Here is a 17,372-nt window from a genome sequence, read left to right as displayed (position 1 = left end):
AAACAAGACGGAAACTTTCTGAGAGCGCTCTCTCGCCTGTCACGACTGCCCTGGGAGCCGTCGTATGAGAATCCGTCGCCGTTTCGCCGCCGCCGCGGCCGTCGCCGCCGCCCTGACCGCATCCGCCGCCGTCGCCGTCTCCGCCCAGGCCGCCCTGCCCCCGGTCCCCTCCGGATGGACGCAGGTCTGGGCGGACGACTTCACCGGCCCCGCCAACACCCTGCCCAGCTCCGCCAACTGGATCATCGACACCGGCACCAGCTATCCCGGTGGTCCGGCGCAGTGGGGCACCGGAGAGATCCAGACCTACACCACCAGCACGAGCAACCTCGCGCAGGACGGGGGCGGCAACCTGCGCATCACCCCGCTGCGCAACGGCTCCGGCCAGTGGACCTCGGCGCGTATCGAGACTCAGCGCACCAACTTCAAGCCGCCGGCCGGCGGGGTGCTGCGGATCGAGGGCCGGATCCAGATGCCGAACGTGACCGGCGCCGAGGCCGCCGGATACTGGCCCGCGTTCTGGGCACTCGGCGCGCCGTACCGGGGCAACTACCAGAACTGGCCCTCGGTCGGCGAGTTCGACGTCATGGAGAACGTCAACGGGATCAACGCCGTCTGGGGCGTACTGCACTGCGGCGTCAATCCGGGCGGTCCCTGCAACGAGACGCTCGGCATCGGCACCAACCGGGCCTGCCCCGGCTCCAGCTGCCAGTCCGCCTTCCACACGTACGCCTTCGAGTGGGACCGCAGCGTCAGTCCCAACCAGATGCGCTGGTACGTCGACGGCCAGCAGTTCCACTCGGTCAGCCAGACCCAGGTCGGCGAGCCGCACTGGACGAACATGACCGGGCACGCCGGCTACTTCATCCTGCTCAACGTCGCGATGGGCGGCGCCTTCCCGAACGGTGTGGCCGGCTCGGGGACCCCGACCGGCGCGACCGCCTCGGGCCGTCCGATGCTCGTGGACTACGTCGCCGTGTACAGCCGCGGGGGTGGCACCACGCCGCCGCCCACCGACCCGCCGCCGAGCGGTGGCGCCCGGGACGCCTACGGCACGATCCAGGCCGAGTCGTACGACGCCGCGTCCGCCGTGGGCAAGGAGGCCTGCTCCGAGGGCGGCGAGGACATCGGCTGGCTCAGCAACGGCGACTGGCTGCAGTACAACAACGTCGATTTCGGTACGGGCGGAGTTCGCGACTTCCTGGCCCGCGTGGCGTCCGGTGCCGGCGGCGGAGTGAGCGGCCTGGTCGAGGTTCGCGTCGACAGCCGGGGCAACGCGCCGATCGGGTCCTTCGCGCTCGCGAGCACCGGTGGCTGGCAGTCCTGGCGCTCGGTCCCGGGCGGCGCGGCCAACGTGACCGGGCGGCACACCGTCTTCCTGACCTTCACCAGCGGGCAGCCGGCCGACTTCGTCAACGTCAACTGGTTCCAGTTCCGCAGGTAGCGACTTTCTTCAATACGTACGCAGAAGGGCCGGGAGCGCTACCAGCACTTCCGGCCCCGGCGCTTAAAAGAAAGTTAAGTTCACGGATGCCTTTACTTCCTCTGTTAACACTCCTAATAATTGGCCAACCCACATCGGTACCCGTGGAAGGCCCACCCCCATGCGCCGATCCTTCCTTCTCGCCGTGGCAGCCGTACTGGCCGCCGCCGGCTCCGCCGTCTACATAGGCTCGTCGGCCAGCGCCGCGGCCGCCTGCGCCCCCGCCTGGAGTTCAACGGCGGTTTACACGAACGGAATGGCCTCTTCGCAGTCCGGTCACAACTACACCGCGAAGTGGTGGACCCAGAATGAGAGCCCGGCGACCCACAGCGGTCAGTGGGACGTCTGGGCCGACAACGGCACGTGCGGAGGCACCACGCCCCCGACCACTCCGCCCACGACGCCCCCGACGACCCCTCCCACCACGCCCCCGACCACACCGCCCACCACGCCGCCGACCAGCCCGCCGCCCACCGGGTCGCTGCCCCGGCACATCGTCACCGGCTACTGGCAGAACTTCGACAACCCGGCCAACGAGATCAAGCTCGCCGCCGTGCCGAACACGTACGACCTGATCGCGGTGGCGTTCGCCGACGCGACGAGCACCCCCGGCGCGGTCTCCTTCAAGGTCGACCCGGGCCTGTCCACCAGCGTCGGCGGATACACCGACGCCCAGTTCAAGTCCGACATCGCGACGCTGCACTCGCGCGGCAAGAAGGTCGTCCTGTCGGTCGGTGGCGAGAAGGGCTCGGTGTCGGTCGCCGACTCCGGCGCCGCCACCAACTTCGCCAACTCGGTCCACTCGCTGATCCAGTCGTACGGCTTCGACGGCGTCGACATCGACCTCGAGAACGGGCTCAACCCCACCTACATGGCCCAGGCGCTGCGCAGCCTGCGCGCCAAGGTCGGCGCCGGCCTGATCATCACCATGGCACCGCAGACCATCGACATGCAGAACCCGGCGGGCTCGTACTTCAAGCTCGCGCTCGACATCAAGGACATCCTGACGGTCGTCCACACCCAGTTCTACAACTCGGGCGCGATGCTCGGCTGCGACAACAACGCCGCGTACGGGCAGGGCACGGTCAACTTCATCGTCGCCCTGACCTGCATCCAGCTCGAGGCCGGCCTGCGTCCCGACCAGGTCGCCATCGGCCTGCCGGCGACGAGCAGCGCGGCCGGCGGCGGCTACGTCTCGCCGTCCGTCGTCAACCAGGCGCTCGACTGCCTCTCCAGTGGCACCAACTGCGGCTCCTTCCGGCCGCCGCACAGCTATCCCGGCCTCCGTGGCGCGATGACCTGGTCCATCAACTGGGACGTCACCGCCGGCAACGGATGGGCCAACGCCGTCTCCCCCCACGTCCACGCCCTGCCCTGACCGGAGAATCCCCATGCGACTGAAGATGAGATACCTGGCCGCCCTCGCGGTGGCCCTGACCGGGACCGCCGCCGCGGTCATCCCGATGACCGCCTCCAACGCCGCCGTGGCCTGTGCTCCCGCCTGGAGCGCGAGCGCCGTCTACACCAAGGACATGACCGCTTCGCAGAGCGGCCACAACTACACCGCCAAGTGGTGGACCCAGAACGAGAGCCCGGCGACCCACAGCGGTCAGTGGGACGTGTGGGCGGACAACGGGACCTGCGGCGGCACCACGCCGCCTCCCACGGACCCGACCACCCCTCCTCCCACCACCGGCACCAAGATGGCGTCGTCGCCGTACATCTACCCGGGTTGGGGTAACCCGCCGGCGCCGTCGACCGTCATGAACGCCACCGGCATCAAGGCCTTCACCATCGCCTTCGTGCTTGCCAACGGCTGCAACCCGGTCTGGGACGGCGAGGGCGGCCTGACCGGCGGCTCGCACGAGAGCACGATCAACGCGATCAAGGCGGCCGGCGGCAGCGTCGTCCCGTCGGTCGGCGGCTGGCAGGGCAACAAGCTGGGCCCGAACTGCTCGACGCCGGAGGCGCTCGCCGGCGCGTACCAGAAGGTCATCGACACGTTCGGCCTCAAGGCGATCGACATCGACATCGAGAACACCGATGAGTTCGAGAACACGGTCGTCCAGGACCGCATCCTGAACGCGCTGAAGATCGTGAAGCAGCGGAACTCGTCCGTGAAGACGATCCTGACCTTCGGCACCACGACGTCCGGCCCGAGCTACTACGGCACCCGGCTCGTCCAGCAGGCCAAGGCGCTCGGAGCGAACATCGACATCTTCACCCAGATGCCGTTCGACTTCGGCGGCGGCTCGAACATGTACCAGAGCACGGTCAACGCGTCCGAGGGCCTGAAGAACCTGCTCAAGACCACCTTCGGGTACAACGACACGCAGGCTTACTCGCACATGGGCATCTCCGGCATGAACGGCCTGTCCGACCAGCAGGAGCTGACCACCCCGGCCACGTGGACGCAGATCCGCGACTACGCCAAGAGCAAGGGCTTCGCCCGCTTCACGTTCTGGGCGGTCAACCGCGACCGGCCGTGCCCCGGCGGTGGCGTCGTCTCCAACTGCTCCGGCATCGCCCAGTCCGACTGGGAGTTCACCCGGATCAGCGCGGGCTTCTGACCCTCCTCAGGGACGCTTGCGCGGCCGTGGATCTCAGCGATCCGCGGCCGCGCGGCGGCGTTTGCGGACCTTCTTGACGGCCCAGTTGGCGACCGCCAAAACGATCAGGGCCCAGACCCCGTAGTTGATCCAGTTGCTGTACTGCTCGACGTTCTGCCAGCGGGAGCCGAGCACGTACCCGGCGCCGACGAAGATGCAGTTCCAGACGCCGCTGCCGATGGTGGTGAAGAGGGTGAACTGCCCGAGCGGCATGTGGTTGGCGCCGGCCGGGACGGAGATGACGCTGCGCACGACCGGCGCCATGCGCCCGAAGAGGACCGCCGCCCGCTCGTGCCGCTTGAACCACCGGTCCGCGGTGTCCAGGTCGTCGACGTCCACCAGGGGGATCCGGTCGAGCCAGCGCCGCAGGCGATCCTCGCCGAGCGCGTACCCGAGCCAGTAGAGCGCCAGCGCGCCCAGCACCGAGCCGGCGGTCGCCGCGATCGTGACCAGCACGAGGTTGACCCGGCCCTCGCCGGCGAGGTAGCCGGCCATGGACAGCACGATCTCGCTCGGGATCGGCGGGATCAGGTTCTCCAGGGCGACGAGCAGGCCCACGCCCGTCGCGCCGAGGGAATCGATCACGGACGCGACCCAGCCGGTCAGGCCGGTCAGCCCGCTGAGATCGGTCTCCGCGGCCAGGACGTGCGGCACACTCATGGTCTTCCGGTACCCGGCCGCACCCGTACGAACCGTCTCGCGTATATACCCATCATCGGTATATGGTGTTCGACGTGACCTTGGAACTGCGCTACCGGCGCCTGCTCGCCGTGTACCCGCGCGACCATCGCCGGGCGTACGAGGAAGAGATGCTCGGGGTGCTGATGGAGGGCGCCCGGCCCGGTCAGCAACGGCCGTCCCTGGCGGAGGTCGCCGACCTGCTGTGGTCCGGCTTCCTGGCCCGCGTAAGCCGTGGCCTCCAGGGCGCGCGCGGCACCGGCTGGCGCGACGCCGCCGGCGTGACCGGCCTCCTCGCCGCGCTGTTCCTGGCCGCGTCCGCCGGGCGCAGGCTCTGGCCGGGGCTGTGGGCGATGTGGCTCGGGGACTCTCCTTACCTGAGATTCGGAATGTTCTCCGACGTCGCCGCCCGCACCGGGGCCTGGCTCCTCGTCGTCGCTGCGCTGCTCGCCGGCATGCGTCTTACCGGTGCGGCACTCGCCGTGGTCGCCGTCGTCGTCGAGATCGGCGCGGTCGCGTCCTGGTCGGATCAGTGGCACTGGGTAGCGACGGGCTGGGTACTGGTACTCGCTTCGCTGACCGCCATGCTCCTGACCGTGGCTCGCCGTGGGCGCAAGCCGGTGGCGGTTCTCGGGCTCGGAGGGACCCTGGTGGCAGTCGGCGGCATCGTGCTTGCCGGCGTTGTGGCCGGCTTGGCGTGGGATGCCCGTTCAGACTGGTTGATGGTTCTGGGCTACCCGCCGGCCGCCGCCGTACTGCTGGCCGCTGTCGGGAGGGTCGAGGCCGGTGTCCGCCGCCGCATCCTCGTGTTGCTCGCGGCGATCGCCACCGTGCCCGTCGCACAAGGGCGGTTCGCCGAAGTTGCGGGTGTCCAGTGGATATTCACGGTGACGTGGGACCTGGTCGTCGTGGAGGCGGTGTTCCTGGTCGGGCTGCCGTTGGTGGCGGCGGTGACCGTGTGGGGGGCGTTCTTGCTCCGGGACAACCTGCGCGTGTCCGTCGGAAAGTCGGATTAGTTCCGGTGGCACCACGGCGGTAGGTTCCCTGGGCGATGGACACGTTGAGCTCACGGGGCCGCGCGGTCCGGGTCGCGGTCACCGCGCTCGGCGCCGTGCTGCTGCTTCTCGGCACCCTCTGGGGCCAGGACGACGACTTCCCGTTCGGGCCGTTCCGGATGTATTCCACGGCTCCCGATCCGGACGCCGACGCCCCCGACACGCGTGTCGAGGGGGTCGACACCACCGGGCGTACGGTCGTGCTGACCGAGGCGAACAGCGGGCTGCGCCGGGCGGAGATCGAGGGGCAGCAGCAGGCCTACGTCGAGGATCCGGGCCGGCTGCGGCAGGTCGCCGTCGCGTACGCCGACAAGAGCCCCGGAGCCGCTCCCCTGACCACCGTCCGGATCGTCATCCGCTGGGAAGGCATCGAGGACGCCCGTCCGACCGGCGAAAGTCGTGACGAGGTCATCGCCACCTGGACGGCGACCCCGTGAGCCGGGCCGTCGCCTGGCTCACCGAGCCCGTGCCGCGCGGCCGGATCGCCGCCTTCCGCACGCTCGTCTACCTCTTCGTCGCCGCGGATCTCGTGGTCTTCACCCCGTGGGTACGCCACCACGCCTCCACCCCGGGCGACCTCTACCGACCACTGCTCGTCGGCCGGCTGCTGCACCTGCCCACGCCGACGCCGCTGCTGGTGCACGGCATCTTCTGGCTGCTGCTCGCGGTGTCGCTCGCCGCCTCGACCGGGCGTGCGCCCCGGGCGCTCGGATGGACCGTCTTCGCGCTCTACTTCGAGTGGATGGTCATCGCGATGAGCTACGGCAAGGTCGACCACGACCGGGTCGGGCTGCTGGTGGCGCTGGCCGCCCTGCCGACCGTGGGCCGGGCCCGGCACGGCGATCCCACCCGCTCGGAGGCCGGCGGCTGGGCGCTGCGGGTCACCCAGATCGCGGTCGTGTGCACGTACTTCCTGGCGGCCTGGGCCAAGCTGCGCTTCGGCGGCCTGGACTGGGTGACCAGCTCCGTGCTGGCGCGGGCGATCATCCGGCGGGGCACCGACCTGGCCGACCTGATCGCCGGCGTGCCCTACCTGCTCATCCTCGCGCAGATCGGCATCATGGCCTTCGAGCTCACCAGCCCCGCGATCTTCTTCCTCGACGAGCGCTGGCGCAACCGCGCGGTGGCGTTCTTCTACTCGTTCCACGCGGTCACCTTCGCGACCATCACGATCTCGTTCGCGCCGCACCTCGCCGCCCTGGCGAGCTTCCTCGCCCTCGAGAAGGTTCGTCCCGTGCAGTGGGCCAGGGGTTTCCTGCGGCGGCGGCGCGGACAAGTAGAGCCCCATGAGCGACCGGTGGTATGAGAAAGCCGTCATCTACTGCCTCGACATCGACACGTACGCCGACTCCGACGGCGACGGCGTCGGGGACATCCGCGGGCTGATCGGGCGGCTCGACTATCTCGCCCGGCTGGGCGTGACCTGCCTGTGGCTCAACCCGATCCACCCCTCGCCGGACCGCGACGACGGGTACGACGTCGAGGACTTCTACAACGTCGACCCGCGCTTCGGCACCCTGGGCGACTTCGCCGAGCTGCTGCACCAGGCGGACAACCGCGGCATCAAGGTGATCATCGACCTGGTCGTGAACCACACCTCCGACCAGCACCCGTGGTTCCAGTCGGCGCGGTCGTCGCCGGACTCGCCGTACCGGGACTGGTATGTCTGGTCCGAGACCCAGCCGCCGGACCGGCACCAGGGCATGGTCTTCCCCGGCGAGCAGAACGAGACCTGGTCGTACGACCGGACCGCCAAGCAGTGGTACTACCACCGGTTCTACAAGTTCCAGCCCGACCTCAACATCAAGAACCCCCGGGTCCGCGAGGAGATCAAGAAGATCTGCGCGTTCTGGCTCCAGCTGGGCGTCGCCGGGTTCCGGATGGACGCGGTGCCGTTCATCATCGAGGAGACCCAGCCGGGCAACCCGAACTCGCCCAAGGACCTCGACTTCCTCACCGACCTGCGCCAGCACCTCCAGTGGCGCAAGGGCGACGCCGTGCTGCTCGCCGAGGCCAACGTCGAGCCCGACCAGCTCAAGCACTTCTTCGGCGACGACGGCGGCTCGTCCAACCGCATCCACATGCTCTTCGACTTCATGCTCAACGGCCGGCTCATGCTCGCCCTGGCCCGGCACAACCCCGAGCCGATCATCGACGCGCTGCGCGACACGCCGGCGCTGCCGTCCGGCGGACAGTGGGCGACGTTCCTGCGCAACCACGACGAAGTGGACCTCTCCCGGCTCACCGCCGAGCAGCGCAGCGACGTCTTCGCCGAGTTCGGCCCGGACGAGGACATGCAGCTGTACGGCCGCGGCATCAGGCGGCGGCTGGCCCCGATGCTCGGTGGCGACCGGCGGCGCATCGAGCTGGCGTACGCGCTGCAGTTCAGCCTGCGCGGCACCCCCGTGCTGCGCTACGGCGAAGAGATCGGCATGGGCGACGACCTGTCGCAGAAGGGGCGCGACGCCATCCGTACGCCCATGCAGTGGTCGGCCCTGCCCAACGGCGGCTTCTCCACAGCGAACCGCGGCGATCTCGTCCGCCCGGTGGTGTCCGACCCGCAGTACGGCTACGAGCAGGTCAACGTCACGCTCCAGCGCCACGATCCGACGTCGCTGTTGTCGTGGTTCGAGCGGATGATCCGCACGCTGCGGGAGGCGCCCGAGGTGGGCAGCGGCACCTGCACCCCAGTCGACGTCCCGGTGCCGTCCGGGGTGCTGGTGCATCGCGCGGACGACCGTACCGGAACCATGGTCTTCATCCACAACCTCGGGCCGGACGACGGCGTCGTGGACCTGGGCAGCCTCGACCCCGAGGCGGAGTTCCCCAACGACGTGCTGGCCGACAGCGAGTATCCGGACCCCGGCAAGCTCGACGCCCTGCCGATCAAGGGCTACGGATACCGCTGGATCCGGCTGTGCCGCAAGCCCTAACTCGCCGGTAACAAGTGGGTTAGAGTCGGCCGACTATTGGATCTGCACATCTGCGGGAGGCCAGCACCATGACCCAGCCGAGTCGAGTAGCGATCGTCACCGGAGCCGCGCGGGGCATCGGTGAGGCGACGGCACGCCAGCTCGCCGCCGACGGCATGGCCGTGGCGGTCGTCGACCTTGACGAGGGCGCTTGCGCCAGTACGGTCACGGCCATCCACGACGCCGGCGGCACCGCGCTCGCCGTCGGCGCCGACGTGGCGAACCCGGAACAGGTGACGGCCGCGGTCGAGAAGGTCGTGAGCGAGCTCGGCGCGCCGACGGTCCTGGTGAACAACGCCGGGGTGCTCCGCGACAACCTGCTGTTCAAGATGACCGACGATGACTGGGAGACCGTCATGGCGGTGCACCTGCGCGGCGCGTTCCTCTTCAGCCGGGCGGTGCAGAAGCACATGGTCGATGCGGGCTGGGGCCGCATCGTCAGCCTGTCCAGCACGTCCGCGCTCGGCAACCGCGGCCAGGCCAACTACGCCGCCGCCAAGGCCGGCCTGCAGGGCTTCACCAAGACGCTCGCCATCGAGCTGGGTCGCTTCGGCATCACCGCGAACGCGGTCGCGCCGGGCTTCATCGTGACCGACATGACCGCCGCCACCGCCGCCCGCGTGGGCGTCGACTTCGCGGACTTCGAGAAGGCGGCGATCAGTCAGATTCCCGTCGGCCGGGCGGGGCGCCCCGAAGACGTGGCGAACACCGTATCCTTCCTGGTCAGTGAGGGAGCGGGGTTCGTGTCCGGCCAGGTGATCTACGTGGCCGGCGGGCCGCGCGCGTAGCGTCCTGTCTTGATCGGGGTCGCTACACATGATGGGGCGACCCCGATGCGCGAAAGGGCGGAGAAGCGAGAAGTGAACCGACGGATGAGCTCTCGTAGCGTGGCTCTGACCAGCACGTTCCTGCTGTTGGCCGCGGGCGGGACGGCGGCATGCGACAACGGGAACGACTACCAGGACGAGGGCTTCTACTGCGCCGACGAGAACGGCGTCATCGTCGACGAGGACTACTGCGACGACGACAACAACGGTGGTGGAGGCCTCGGTGGCGGCTTCTTCATCTGGCACTCGTCGGGCTACCGCTCCGGCTACCCGGTCGGGTCCCGGCTGCCGTCGGGCGGATCCAAGTTCGCCTACAACGACAAGGCCGCGCGGTCGTCGTTCGGCCTGCCGTCGTCCGGCAAGATCGGCAACGGCACGGTGAAGACCAGCGTCGTCGGCAAGGGCGGCAGCGGTTCCTCCGGCAAGTCGGGCGGCTGAGCGTTGCGGCGGATCCCGTACGGGCCGGTCCGCGACGGCTGGCGGCTCACGAACTACAGCCTCGGGCTGACGTACAACGACACCGAACTGCCCGACGGGACGATGATCTCGTACTGGCAGGAGGGGCCGTACTACGACTTCACCGAGGCGGAGATCGAGGAGCTGGAGACGGCGACCTCGGTGCTTTACCAGATGTGCCTCGACGCCGGCGACTGGATGGTCCAGCAGTGCCCGCGGCGCACCGCCGAGGGTCGCCGCCAGGGCTACTTCGCATCGGTGTGCACCCCGGAGAGCTGCTTCCTGACGAAGATCGGCATCCCGGAGTACGCGCACGAGCAGATCATCCGTACCTGGTTCGACGGTGACGCCGAGACCTGGACCCACCAGGACAAAGACCCGGACAACAGGCTGCCGATGCAGACCCCCGACTATTCCCCGACGGTCTACGGCCGCTTCGACCTCTGGTACGACGGCGCCGGCAGCGTGCCCCGGCTGCTCGAGTTCAACGCCCAGACCCCGACGTCCCTGGTCGAGGCCGCGGTGATCCAGTGGCACTGGGTCGACCAGACCAACCTCACCCAGCACCCGTGGCGGCAGTGGAACTCCCTCCACGACCGCCTGGTCGGCTGGGAGGCGGCGGACGGCGAGCCCGCCAACCCGGGCGCGTGGCGGCGCAACATCGCCAAGCTCCGCGAGGCCCGGCCCTGGCTCCCGGAGAAACCCAAGATCTTCTTCGCGTACGAGACCAGCGAGACCACCGGCGAGGACCGGATGAACGTGGCCTACCTGATGGCCACGGCCGAGGAGGCGGGCTTCCCGGTCGAACTGATCGCCATGAGCCAGATCGGCTGGGACGTGGCCGGCGACCGCGTCCTCTTCGTGCCGGCCCCGGGCCAGGAACACAAGGCCGAACCGATCGACGTCATCTTCATGCTCTACCCGTGGGAATGGTTCTGGAACGAGGAGGGCGGCAAGGCCTTCTTCCGCAACATGGCCGACCCGGCGAAACGCGGCACGGTCTGGATCGAACCGCCGTACAAGGCAGCCCTGCTCGGCAACAAGGCCCTCCTCCCCGTCCTGTGGAAACTCTTCGGCGACGACTCCGAACGCGGCAAGTACCTGCTGCCGGCGTACTTCGCGGAATCGTCGGCGGCGGCCAAGCTGACGTCGTACGCGAAGAAGCCGGTCTGGGGTCGCGAGGGCGGCTCGGTGACCCTGGTCAAGGACGGCGTGACCCTCTCCGCCAACCCCTCGGAGTACGGGGCGGACGGGCGGTTCGTGGTGCAGGAGCTGCTGGAGCTGCCGTCGTACGAGGGGCTCGAGGGTGTGGTGCACCCGGTGATCGGCGCGTGGCTGATCGACGGGGAGCCGGCGGGCATGGGCATCCGCGAGGGGCTGGGCGAGGACGGCCTGGTCACCAAGGACCGCTGCAACTTCCTCCCGCACGTCATCAGCTGAGCGGCGGCACGTCCCGGGTCATCCGGTGTAGAGGGCGAGTACCTGGTCGGCCACGCAGGCCGGGCGGTTCTCGCCTTCGATCTCCGCGGTGGTCCGGGTCACGATGCGGGCCCCGCCCGGCATCCGGCGCGCATCGAGGAGGGTGACCACGCCTCGCAGGCGGGAGCCTGCGCGGACCGGGGCCTTGAAGCGGACTCGGTCGAAGCCACCGTTTGCCGCGTAGGTCACGCCGGCGACCTGGACGACTTCGGTCACGAAGGTTACGCAGAGCGACAACGTCAGTGCCCCGTGGGCGATGGTCGCGCCGAAGGGGCCCTCGCGGCGGGCTCGTTCCCGGTCCACGTGGATCCACTGGTGGTCGCCGGTGACATCAGCGAAGCCGTCTATGCGGGCCTGGTCCACCAGGTGCCAGTCGCTGGTGCCGAGCTCGTCCCGGCCGAGCAGGTCGTCGAGGTCCCTGAAGCGCGTCATGGGTGCGGCCGGTTGCGCCACAGCCACCAGAGGCCGATGAACGGCAGCACCAGCGGGACGTAGCCGTAGCCGCTGCCGTAGCGGGACCAGACCGTGTCGTCGGGGAAGGCGACCGCGTCGGCGATGCTCAGGGTGCCCACGATGAGGACGCCGAGGAGCTCGATCGAGCAGCTCACCAGCGCGATCATGCGGCCGCGGGCGCCGCCGATCCCGAGGCCGACCGTGGCGGCGATGTAGACCAGGCCGGCGAAGGCCGACAGGAGGTACGCCAGCGGGGCCTCGGAGAAGTGGGTCGAGATCTGGACCAGGGCGCGGGCGCTCGCGGAGAGGGCGAAGATGCCGTACACCAGCAGCAGGACGCGGCCGAGGCCGGAGCCGATGGCGGCGTCTCGTGGGCGGGCCCGGGCCGGGGTGGGCTGCTCAGCCACCGGTCACCTCCGCGATCTGCTGCAGGCGCAGCACCAGGACCGGCAGCACCAAAGCGGCGACGCCGAGGATGAGGGTGCCCCACCGGGTCGGTTCCAGGCGGGCCAGGTAGACCGCCACCGGGGCGAAGGCGATCGTGGTCATCAGGTAGCCGACGAAGGTGGTCCACTCGGTCGGCCGGTCGCCGACGAAGAGGCCCACCACCGCGACGACGACCAGCACCGCGACCAGGGCGCCGAGGCCCAGCATGGCCCACAGGTCGGCGTTGCTCGGGGCGCGGCCGAGGGCCGTGCGGATCAGGTACCAGACCCCCAGCGCGAGGGCCACCACGATCGTGGCGATCGAGAGCGGGCCGTTCATCACCGGCACAGCGTACTGATCAGCGCGGACGTGTTAGCTTTCGGCCGGGTGATCTGCGCGGGGAAGGCGGCACGGCGATGCGGTTCGGACTTTTCGGCACGGGGCCGTGGGCCCATCAGGCGCACGCGCCGGCGCTGGCGGCCCATGACGACGTCGAGTTCGTCGGCGTCTGGGGGCGCAACGCCGAGAAGGCGGGGGCGCTCGCCGAAGAATTCGGGGCCAAGCCGTACGCGGAGGTCGACGCCCTGATCGCCGACGTGGACGCGATCGCCGTCGCGCTGCCGCCCGGCGTGCAGGCGGAGATCGCGCTGAAGGCGGCCCGGGCCGGCAAGCACCTGCTGCTCGACAAGCCGGTGGCGTTCACGGCGGCGGCCGCCGACGAGATCGTGGCCGCCGCGGCCGAGCAGGACGTCGCCAGCGTGGTCTTCTTCACGCGGCGCTTCATGCCGCAGATCCAGGAGTTCGTGGACCGGGCCCGGGCCACCGGCGGCTGGCTGGAGGCGCGCATCGACCACCTCGGCTCGATCTTCCAGCCCGGCAACCCGTTCGGGGAGTCGGCCTGGCGCAAGGAGAGCGGCGGCCTGTGGGACGTCGGGCCGCACGCGGTCGCGCTGGTGCTGCCCGTGCTCGGCCCGGTCAGCGAGGTCACCGCGCTGTCCGGCGCCCGGGACATGACCCACATCCTGATGCGTCACACCGGCGGCGCGATCAGCACGATGACCCTGTCGGTCGACGCCCCGGCCAAGCTTGAGCGCGAGGTCGCCGCCCTGTACGGCGAGTCCGGCGTCGCGGACGTCCCGCCGGTGCCGTGGCTGCCCGTGGAAGCGTTCGGGCGGGCGATCGACGCGCTGATCGGAGCGGCGAACGGCGGTCCGGCGTCGGCGCTGGACGTACGGTTCGGGGCCGAGGTCGTCAAGATCCTCGCGGCCGCCGCCGAGTCGGTCAGCGACGGCCGTACGGTCAAGCTCGCCGAGCAGTAACACCCATCCGCGTAGCCGCCCGCTCCGAATCGGCGTTGAATGCCGGGAGCGACGGGAAGGCGGGACCGATGACGGAGCACGGCGCTGTGCGGCGGCCGGACCACCTCTCGGCGGTGCCGGCGCCGCCCACGGACGTCGGCGACCTGCTGCGCGCGATCGCCCGGGGCGACGAGTCGGCCTTCGGGCGCCTCTACGACCTGGTCGCGCCGCGGGTGTACGGGCTGATCCGGCGCGTCCTGCGCGATCCGGCCCAGGCCGAGGAGGTCGCCCAGGAGGTGCTGGTCGAGGTGTGGCGTACGGCCGCCCGCTTCGACGCGGCCCGCGGTTCCGCCACGGCGTGGGTGTTCACGATCGCGCATCACCGGGCGGTGGACCGGGTCCGGGCCGAGCAGGCCTCCGCCGACCGCACGCTGAGGGTCGGCGCCGCGTCCGTCGACACCCCGTACGACGAGGTCGTCGACGAGGTGTCCGGCCGGCTCGAGCGCCAGCAGGTGCGGCGGTGCATGGACGATCTCACCGAGCTGCAGCGCCAGGCGGTGACGCTCGCGTACTACCAGGGCCACTCGTACCGGGAGGTGGCCGATCTGCTCGGCACGCCGCTGCCGACGGTCAAGACCCGGATGCGCGACGGGCTGATCCGGCTTCGTGACTGCCTGGGTGTGGAGGTGACCGCGTGAGCTCGCCGGATGTTCACTCCTTGGTCGGTGCCTACGCGCTCGACGCCGTCGACGACCTGGAACGGGCCGCCTTCGAACGCCACCTCGCCGAGTGCGAGACGTGCCGCGCCGAGGTCGCCGAGCTTCGGGAGACCTCGGCCCGGCTCGCCGACAGCACCTGGTCCGTGCCGCCGCCCCGGTTGCGGGCCGAGGTGATGGCCGCGATCGGGCGTACCCGTCAGATCCCTCCGCCGGTGGAGCCGGACGCCCCGCGCGACCCTCGGCGCACTCCGCGCTGGCAGCGGTATTCCATCGCGGCCGCCGCCGCGGTGGTCCTGGCGGCGGGCACCGGCGCGAGCGTCTACGCGATCCAGGAGCAGAAGTTGCGGGACAGCAATGCGGTCGCCGCGGCCGCGCAACTGCGAGAGGCCCGCACCCAGGCGGTCCTCTCCGCCGCCGACCTGGTGGTCCGGACCGGGCCGATGAACGGCGGTGGCCGGGTGACCGTGGCGTCGTCCGCGATGCAGCGGGCCAGCGTGGTGACCATCAGGTCCGCGCATGCTCCCGCGGCAGATCAGGCCTTTCAGATGTGGACGATTCGTGGCACCGCCAGCCCGGTGTCGCCCGGTGTCATGGCTCCGGGGGAGCAGTCGGGTGTGGCCGTGCTCGACGGAGTGCCCGGTAACGACGTCTTCGCCGTTTCGCTCGAGCCGGCCGGCGGGTCGCCGGCGCCAACGGCCGTGATGGCGAAGATTCAGCTCACCTGAGACCCATCCGGCGAGCATTCCGGTGCGAATCAGTAGTGAAGCCAGCATCCACTACTGAGGGGTACAAAATGCGCGCCACCCAGCTCACCGCCGTCGCCGCGGCCGTCCTGTTCACCACGTCCCTGACGGCCTGCGGCGGTGACGACTCCACGTCGGACAGCGCCGGTGCCGCCGCCGCGCCGATGGCCACGTCGGCCGCGCCGATGATGTCGTCGTCCCCGGCCATGGACACCATGACCAACTTCGGCGCCGGCTGTTCCGCGGTGCCGACCGACTCGTCCGACCCGGGCAGCTTCGCGGCCATGGCCCAGGTGCCGGTCGCCACCGCCGCCTCCGGCAACCCGGTTCTGTCCACGCTGGTCAGCGCGGTCAAGAAGGCCGGGCTGGTCGACTCGCTCAACACCGCCCCGGAGCTCACCGTCTTCGCGCCGGCCAACTCGGCCTTCGACAAGATCCCGGCCGCGGATCTCAAGAAGGTGCTGACCGACAAGAAGACGCTGACCAGCATCCTGACCTACCACGTGGTGCCCGGGAAGCTCGCGCCCGCGGATCTGGCCGGCTCGCACAAGACGCTCGAGGGTGACGAGGTCAAGGTCACCGGCAGCGGCATGGACTTCAAGGTCGGCGGGGCCTCGGTGGTCTGCGGCAACGTGCAGACCGCGAACGCGACGGTCTACATCATCGACTCCGTCCTGATGCCGAAGAGCTGAGCCGTGCTCCGGCGTACGGTACGACCGGCGCTGATCGGCGTCCTCTCCGCAGGCCTCGGGCTGGCCGCCGCCGAACTGCTCGCGGCGGCCACCCGGCCGGCGGCCGGACCCCTGGTCGCGGTCGGCGGGGCGGTCATCGACGCGACGCCCACCCCGGTCAAGGAGTTCGCGGTCCGGACCCTCGGCACGTACGACAAGCCCGTGCTGCTGGGCAGCATCGCGCTCGTCCTGGTCCTGTTCACCGCGGTGGTGGGCGTACTGACTACCCGGCGCCGCTCGGTGGCGATCGCCGGTGCGGCCGTGTTCGGGCTGGCCGGCGCGGCCGCGGCGCTCTCCCGCCCGGCCTCCAACGGATTCGACGCGGTGCCGTCGCTGCTCGGCGCGGTGATCGCGGGCGGTGTGCTGACGATGTGGTCGCGGTCCCGGTCCGCGTCGCAGGACCGGCGGGCCTTCCTGCGGACGGCCCTACTGGTGACGGGCGGCGCGGTGCTCACGGGCGGTGCGGCGGAGACCGTCAAACGGGTACGCGGGGGAGCCGTCGCGAAATCACGGGAGGCGATCGCCCTCCCCGCGGCCGCCGACCCGGCCCGGCCCCTGCCCGGCGGGGTCGCACCCGGGTTCTACTCCGACAAGCTGTACCGGGTCGACACCGCCCTGAGCGTGCCGACGGTCGACGTCGGCGCCTGGTCGCTTCGGATCCACGGCAAGGTGCGCCGCGAGCTGACGCTGTCCTTCGACGACCTGCTCCGGCGGCCGCTGATCGAACGGGACATCACCCTCAACTGCGTGTCCAACGAGGTCGGCGGGCCGTACATCGGCACGGTCCGGTGGCTGGGCGTACCGCTGGCACCGCTGCTCGCGGAGCTCGGCGTGGATCCGGCGGCGGACCAGCTCGTGGCCCGTTCGGTGGAGGGCATGACCATCGGTACGCCGGTCGCCACGGTCCTCGACGGCCGCGACGCCATGCTCTGCGTCGGGATGAACGGCGAGCCGCTCCCGCTCGAGCACGGCTTCCCGGTGCGCATGCTCACCCCCGGCCTGTACGGCTACGCCGGCGCCTGCAAGTGGCTGACCGAGCTGGAGCTCACCACCTTCGCGGCCTTCGACGCCTACTGGGTGCGGCGCGGCTGGGCGGCGCGCGGGCCGGTCAAGACCGCCTCACGGATCGACAAGCCGCAGCCCTTCGCCCGCGTCGGGGCCGGGAAGGTGACGGTCGCCGGGGTCGCCTGGGCGCAGGGCCGGGGCATCCGGGGCGTCGAGGTACGCGTCGACGACCGGCCCTGGCAGAAGGCGGAGCTGCTGCCCGTACCGTCCTCGGACACGTGGGTGCAGTGGCGCTACGAATGGGCCGCCACGCCGGGGCCGCACACGCTGGCCGTACGCGCGACGGACGGCACCGGTGCGGTGCAGCCGGCGGAGCGGGCGACCCCGTTCCCGGACGGTGCCACCGGCTGGCACACCATCACCGCGACCGTGGACTGA

General features: G+C 70.5%; 19 protein-coding genes. 15 read left to right on the top strand and 4 right to left on the bottom strand.

Features of this window, described 5'->3' with window-relative positions:
- Nucleotides 1-64 precede the first annotated feature (64 nt).
- The 3 genes from AB0368_RS13125 (at nucleotide 65) to AB0368_RS13115 (ending at nucleotide 4,053) form a co-directional block, all read left to right on the top strand.
- A complete protein-coding gene (locus tag AB0368_RS13125; protein WP_366154059.1) occupies nucleotides 65-1,444 on the top strand; it encodes a glycoside hydrolase family 16 protein in 1,380 nt (459 codons plus the stop codon).
- 160 nt (nucleotides 1,445-1,604) lie between these two features.
- Nucleotides 1,605-2,861 (top strand): glycosyl hydrolase family 18 protein, encoded by a 1,257-nt coding sequence (locus AB0368_RS13120; protein ID WP_366154058.1) that lies wholly within the window; start codon nucleotides 1,605-1,607, stop codon nucleotides 2,859-2,861.
- 13 nt (nucleotides 2,862-2,874) lie between these two features.
- On the top strand, nucleotides 2,875-4,053 hold the full coding sequence (locus AB0368_RS13115; protein ID WP_366154057.1) for a glycosyl hydrolase family 18 protein: 1,179 nt from the start codon (nucleotides 2,875-2,877) through the stop codon (nucleotides 4,051-4,053).
- 33 nt (nucleotides 4,054-4,086) lie between these two features.
- Here the strand turns inward: AB0368_RS13115 and AB0368_RS13110 are convergent, their stop codons facing one another.
- On the bottom strand, nucleotides 4,087-4,752 hold the full coding sequence (locus AB0368_RS13110) for a DedA family protein (protein WP_366154056.1): 666 nt from the start codon (nucleotides 4,750-4,752) through the stop codon (nucleotides 4,087-4,089).
- A 62-nt stretch (nucleotides 4,753-4,814) separates the two neighbouring features.
- On the opposite strand from AB0368_RS13110, the gene AB0368_RS13105 reads away from it, so the two are divergent.
- The 7 genes from AB0368_RS13105 to AB0368_RS13075 all read left to right on the top strand — a co-directional run bounded on the left by AB0368_RS13105 (nucleotide 4,815) and on the right by AB0368_RS13075 (nucleotide 11,520).
- Nucleotides 4,815-5,786 carry a hypothetical protein gene (locus AB0368_RS13105; RefSeq protein WP_366154055.1) on the top strand — a complete coding sequence of 324 codons (972 nt, stop codon included), beginning with the start codon at nucleotides 4,815-4,817 and terminating at the stop codon, nucleotides 5,784-5,786.
- A gap of 35 nt (nucleotides 5,787-5,821) precedes the next feature.
- The gene (locus AB0368_RS13100) at nucleotides 5,822-6,262 is read left to right on the top strand and encodes a hypothetical protein (protein WP_366154054.1); all 441 of its coding nucleotides are present in this window, start codon (nucleotides 5,822-5,824) and stop codon (nucleotides 6,260-6,262) included.
- Nucleotides 6,259-7,131 carry an MFS transporter permease gene (locus AB0368_RS13095; protein WP_366154053.1) on the top strand — a complete coding sequence of 291 codons (873 nt, stop codon included), beginning with the start codon at nucleotides 6,259-6,261 and terminating at the stop codon, nucleotides 7,129-7,131. The genes AB0368_RS13100 and AB0368_RS13095 overlap by 4 nt, the downstream gene beginning before the upstream one ends.
- Complete coding sequence (locus AB0368_RS13090; protein ID WP_366154052.1) at nucleotides 7,112-8,758, top strand: alpha-amylase family protein; 1,647 nt, start codon at nucleotides 7,112-7,114, stop codon at nucleotides 8,756-8,758. Before AB0368_RS13095 ends, AB0368_RS13090 begins: the two co-directional genes overlap by 20 nt.
- Nucleotides 8,759-8,826: 68 nt before the next feature.
- Nucleotides 8,827-9,585, top strand: coding sequence for a 3-oxoacyl-ACP reductase FabG (fabG, locus tag AB0368_RS13085; protein WP_366154051.1), 759 nt, complete (start codon nucleotides 8,827-8,829; stop codon nucleotides 9,583-9,585).
- Between the two features lie 84 nt (nucleotides 9,586-9,669).
- Nucleotides 9,670-10,062 (top strand): hypothetical protein, encoded by a 393-nt coding sequence (locus tag AB0368_RS13080; protein ID WP_366154050.1) that lies wholly within the window; start codon nucleotides 9,670-9,672, stop codon nucleotides 10,060-10,062.
- Between the two features lie 3 nt (nucleotides 10,063-10,065).
- Complete coding sequence (locus AB0368_RS13075; RefSeq protein WP_366154049.1) at nucleotides 10,066-11,520, top strand: glutathionylspermidine synthase family protein; 1,455 nt, start codon at nucleotides 10,066-10,068, stop codon at nucleotides 11,518-11,520.
- A gap of 18 nt (nucleotides 11,521-11,538) precedes the next feature.
- Here the strand turns inward: AB0368_RS13075 and AB0368_RS13070 are convergent, their stop codons facing one another.
- From AB0368_RS13070 to AB0368_RS13060, 3 genes are read right to left on the bottom strand one after another with little or no spacing between them, the layout of a single operon-like run.
- On the bottom strand, nucleotides 11,539-11,991 hold the full coding sequence (locus AB0368_RS13070) for a MaoC family dehydratase (RefSeq protein WP_366154048.1): 453 nt from the start codon (nucleotides 11,989-11,991) through the stop codon (nucleotides 11,539-11,541).
- Complete coding sequence (locus AB0368_RS13065) at nucleotides 11,988-12,419, bottom strand: hypothetical protein (protein WP_366154047.1); 432 nt, start codon at nucleotides 12,417-12,419, stop codon at nucleotides 11,988-11,990. The genes AB0368_RS13070 and AB0368_RS13065 overlap by 4 nt, the downstream gene beginning before the upstream one ends.
- Nucleotides 12,412-12,777, bottom strand: a complete 366-nt coding sequence (locus AB0368_RS13060) for a hypothetical protein (protein WP_366154185.1) — start codon at nucleotides 12,775-12,777, stop codon at nucleotides 12,412-12,414. The genes AB0368_RS13065 and AB0368_RS13060 overlap by 8 nt, the downstream gene beginning before the upstream one ends.
- Nucleotides 12,778-12,854: 77 nt before the next feature.
- Here AB0368_RS13060 and AB0368_RS13055 point away from each other — a divergent pair, with 77 nt between their 5' ends.
- The 5 genes from AB0368_RS13055 (at nucleotide 12,855) to AB0368_RS13035 (ending at nucleotide 17,372) form a co-directional block, all read left to right on the top strand.
- Complete coding sequence (locus AB0368_RS13055; RefSeq protein ID WP_366154046.1) at nucleotides 12,855-13,757, top strand: Gfo/Idh/MocA family oxidoreductase; 903 nt, start codon at nucleotides 12,855-12,857, stop codon at nucleotides 13,755-13,757.
- Nucleotides 13,758-13,825: 68 nt separating this feature from the next.
- On the top strand, nucleotides 13,826-14,434 hold the full coding sequence (locus AB0368_RS13050; RefSeq protein WP_366154045.1) for a sigma-70 family RNA polymerase sigma factor: 609 nt from the start codon (nucleotides 13,826-13,828) through the stop codon (nucleotides 14,432-14,434).
- A complete protein-coding gene (locus tag AB0368_RS13045; protein WP_366154044.1) occupies nucleotides 14,431-15,180 on the top strand; it encodes an anti-sigma factor in 750 nt (249 codons plus the stop codon). Before AB0368_RS13050 ends, AB0368_RS13045 begins: the two co-directional genes overlap by 4 nt.
- Before the next feature lie 68 nt (nucleotides 15,181-15,248).
- On the top strand, nucleotides 15,249-15,890 hold the full coding sequence (locus tag AB0368_RS13040) for a fasciclin domain-containing protein (protein ID WP_366154043.1): 642 nt from the start codon (nucleotides 15,249-15,251) through the stop codon (nucleotides 15,888-15,890).
- Nucleotides 15,891-15,893: 3 nt separating this feature from the next.
- A complete protein-coding gene (locus AB0368_RS13035; protein ID WP_366154042.1) occupies nucleotides 15,894-17,372 on the top strand; it encodes a molybdopterin-dependent oxidoreductase in 1,479 nt (492 codons plus the stop codon).

The organism is Actinoplanes sp. NPDC051475 (genome assembly GCF_040689425.1).
Lineage (GTDB): Bacteria > Actinomycetota > Actinomycetes > Mycobacteriales > Micromonosporaceae > Actinoplanes.
The sequence above is the reverse complement of the archived record's forward strand: the minus strand, read 5'-3'. Positions and strand labels throughout refer to the sequence as shown.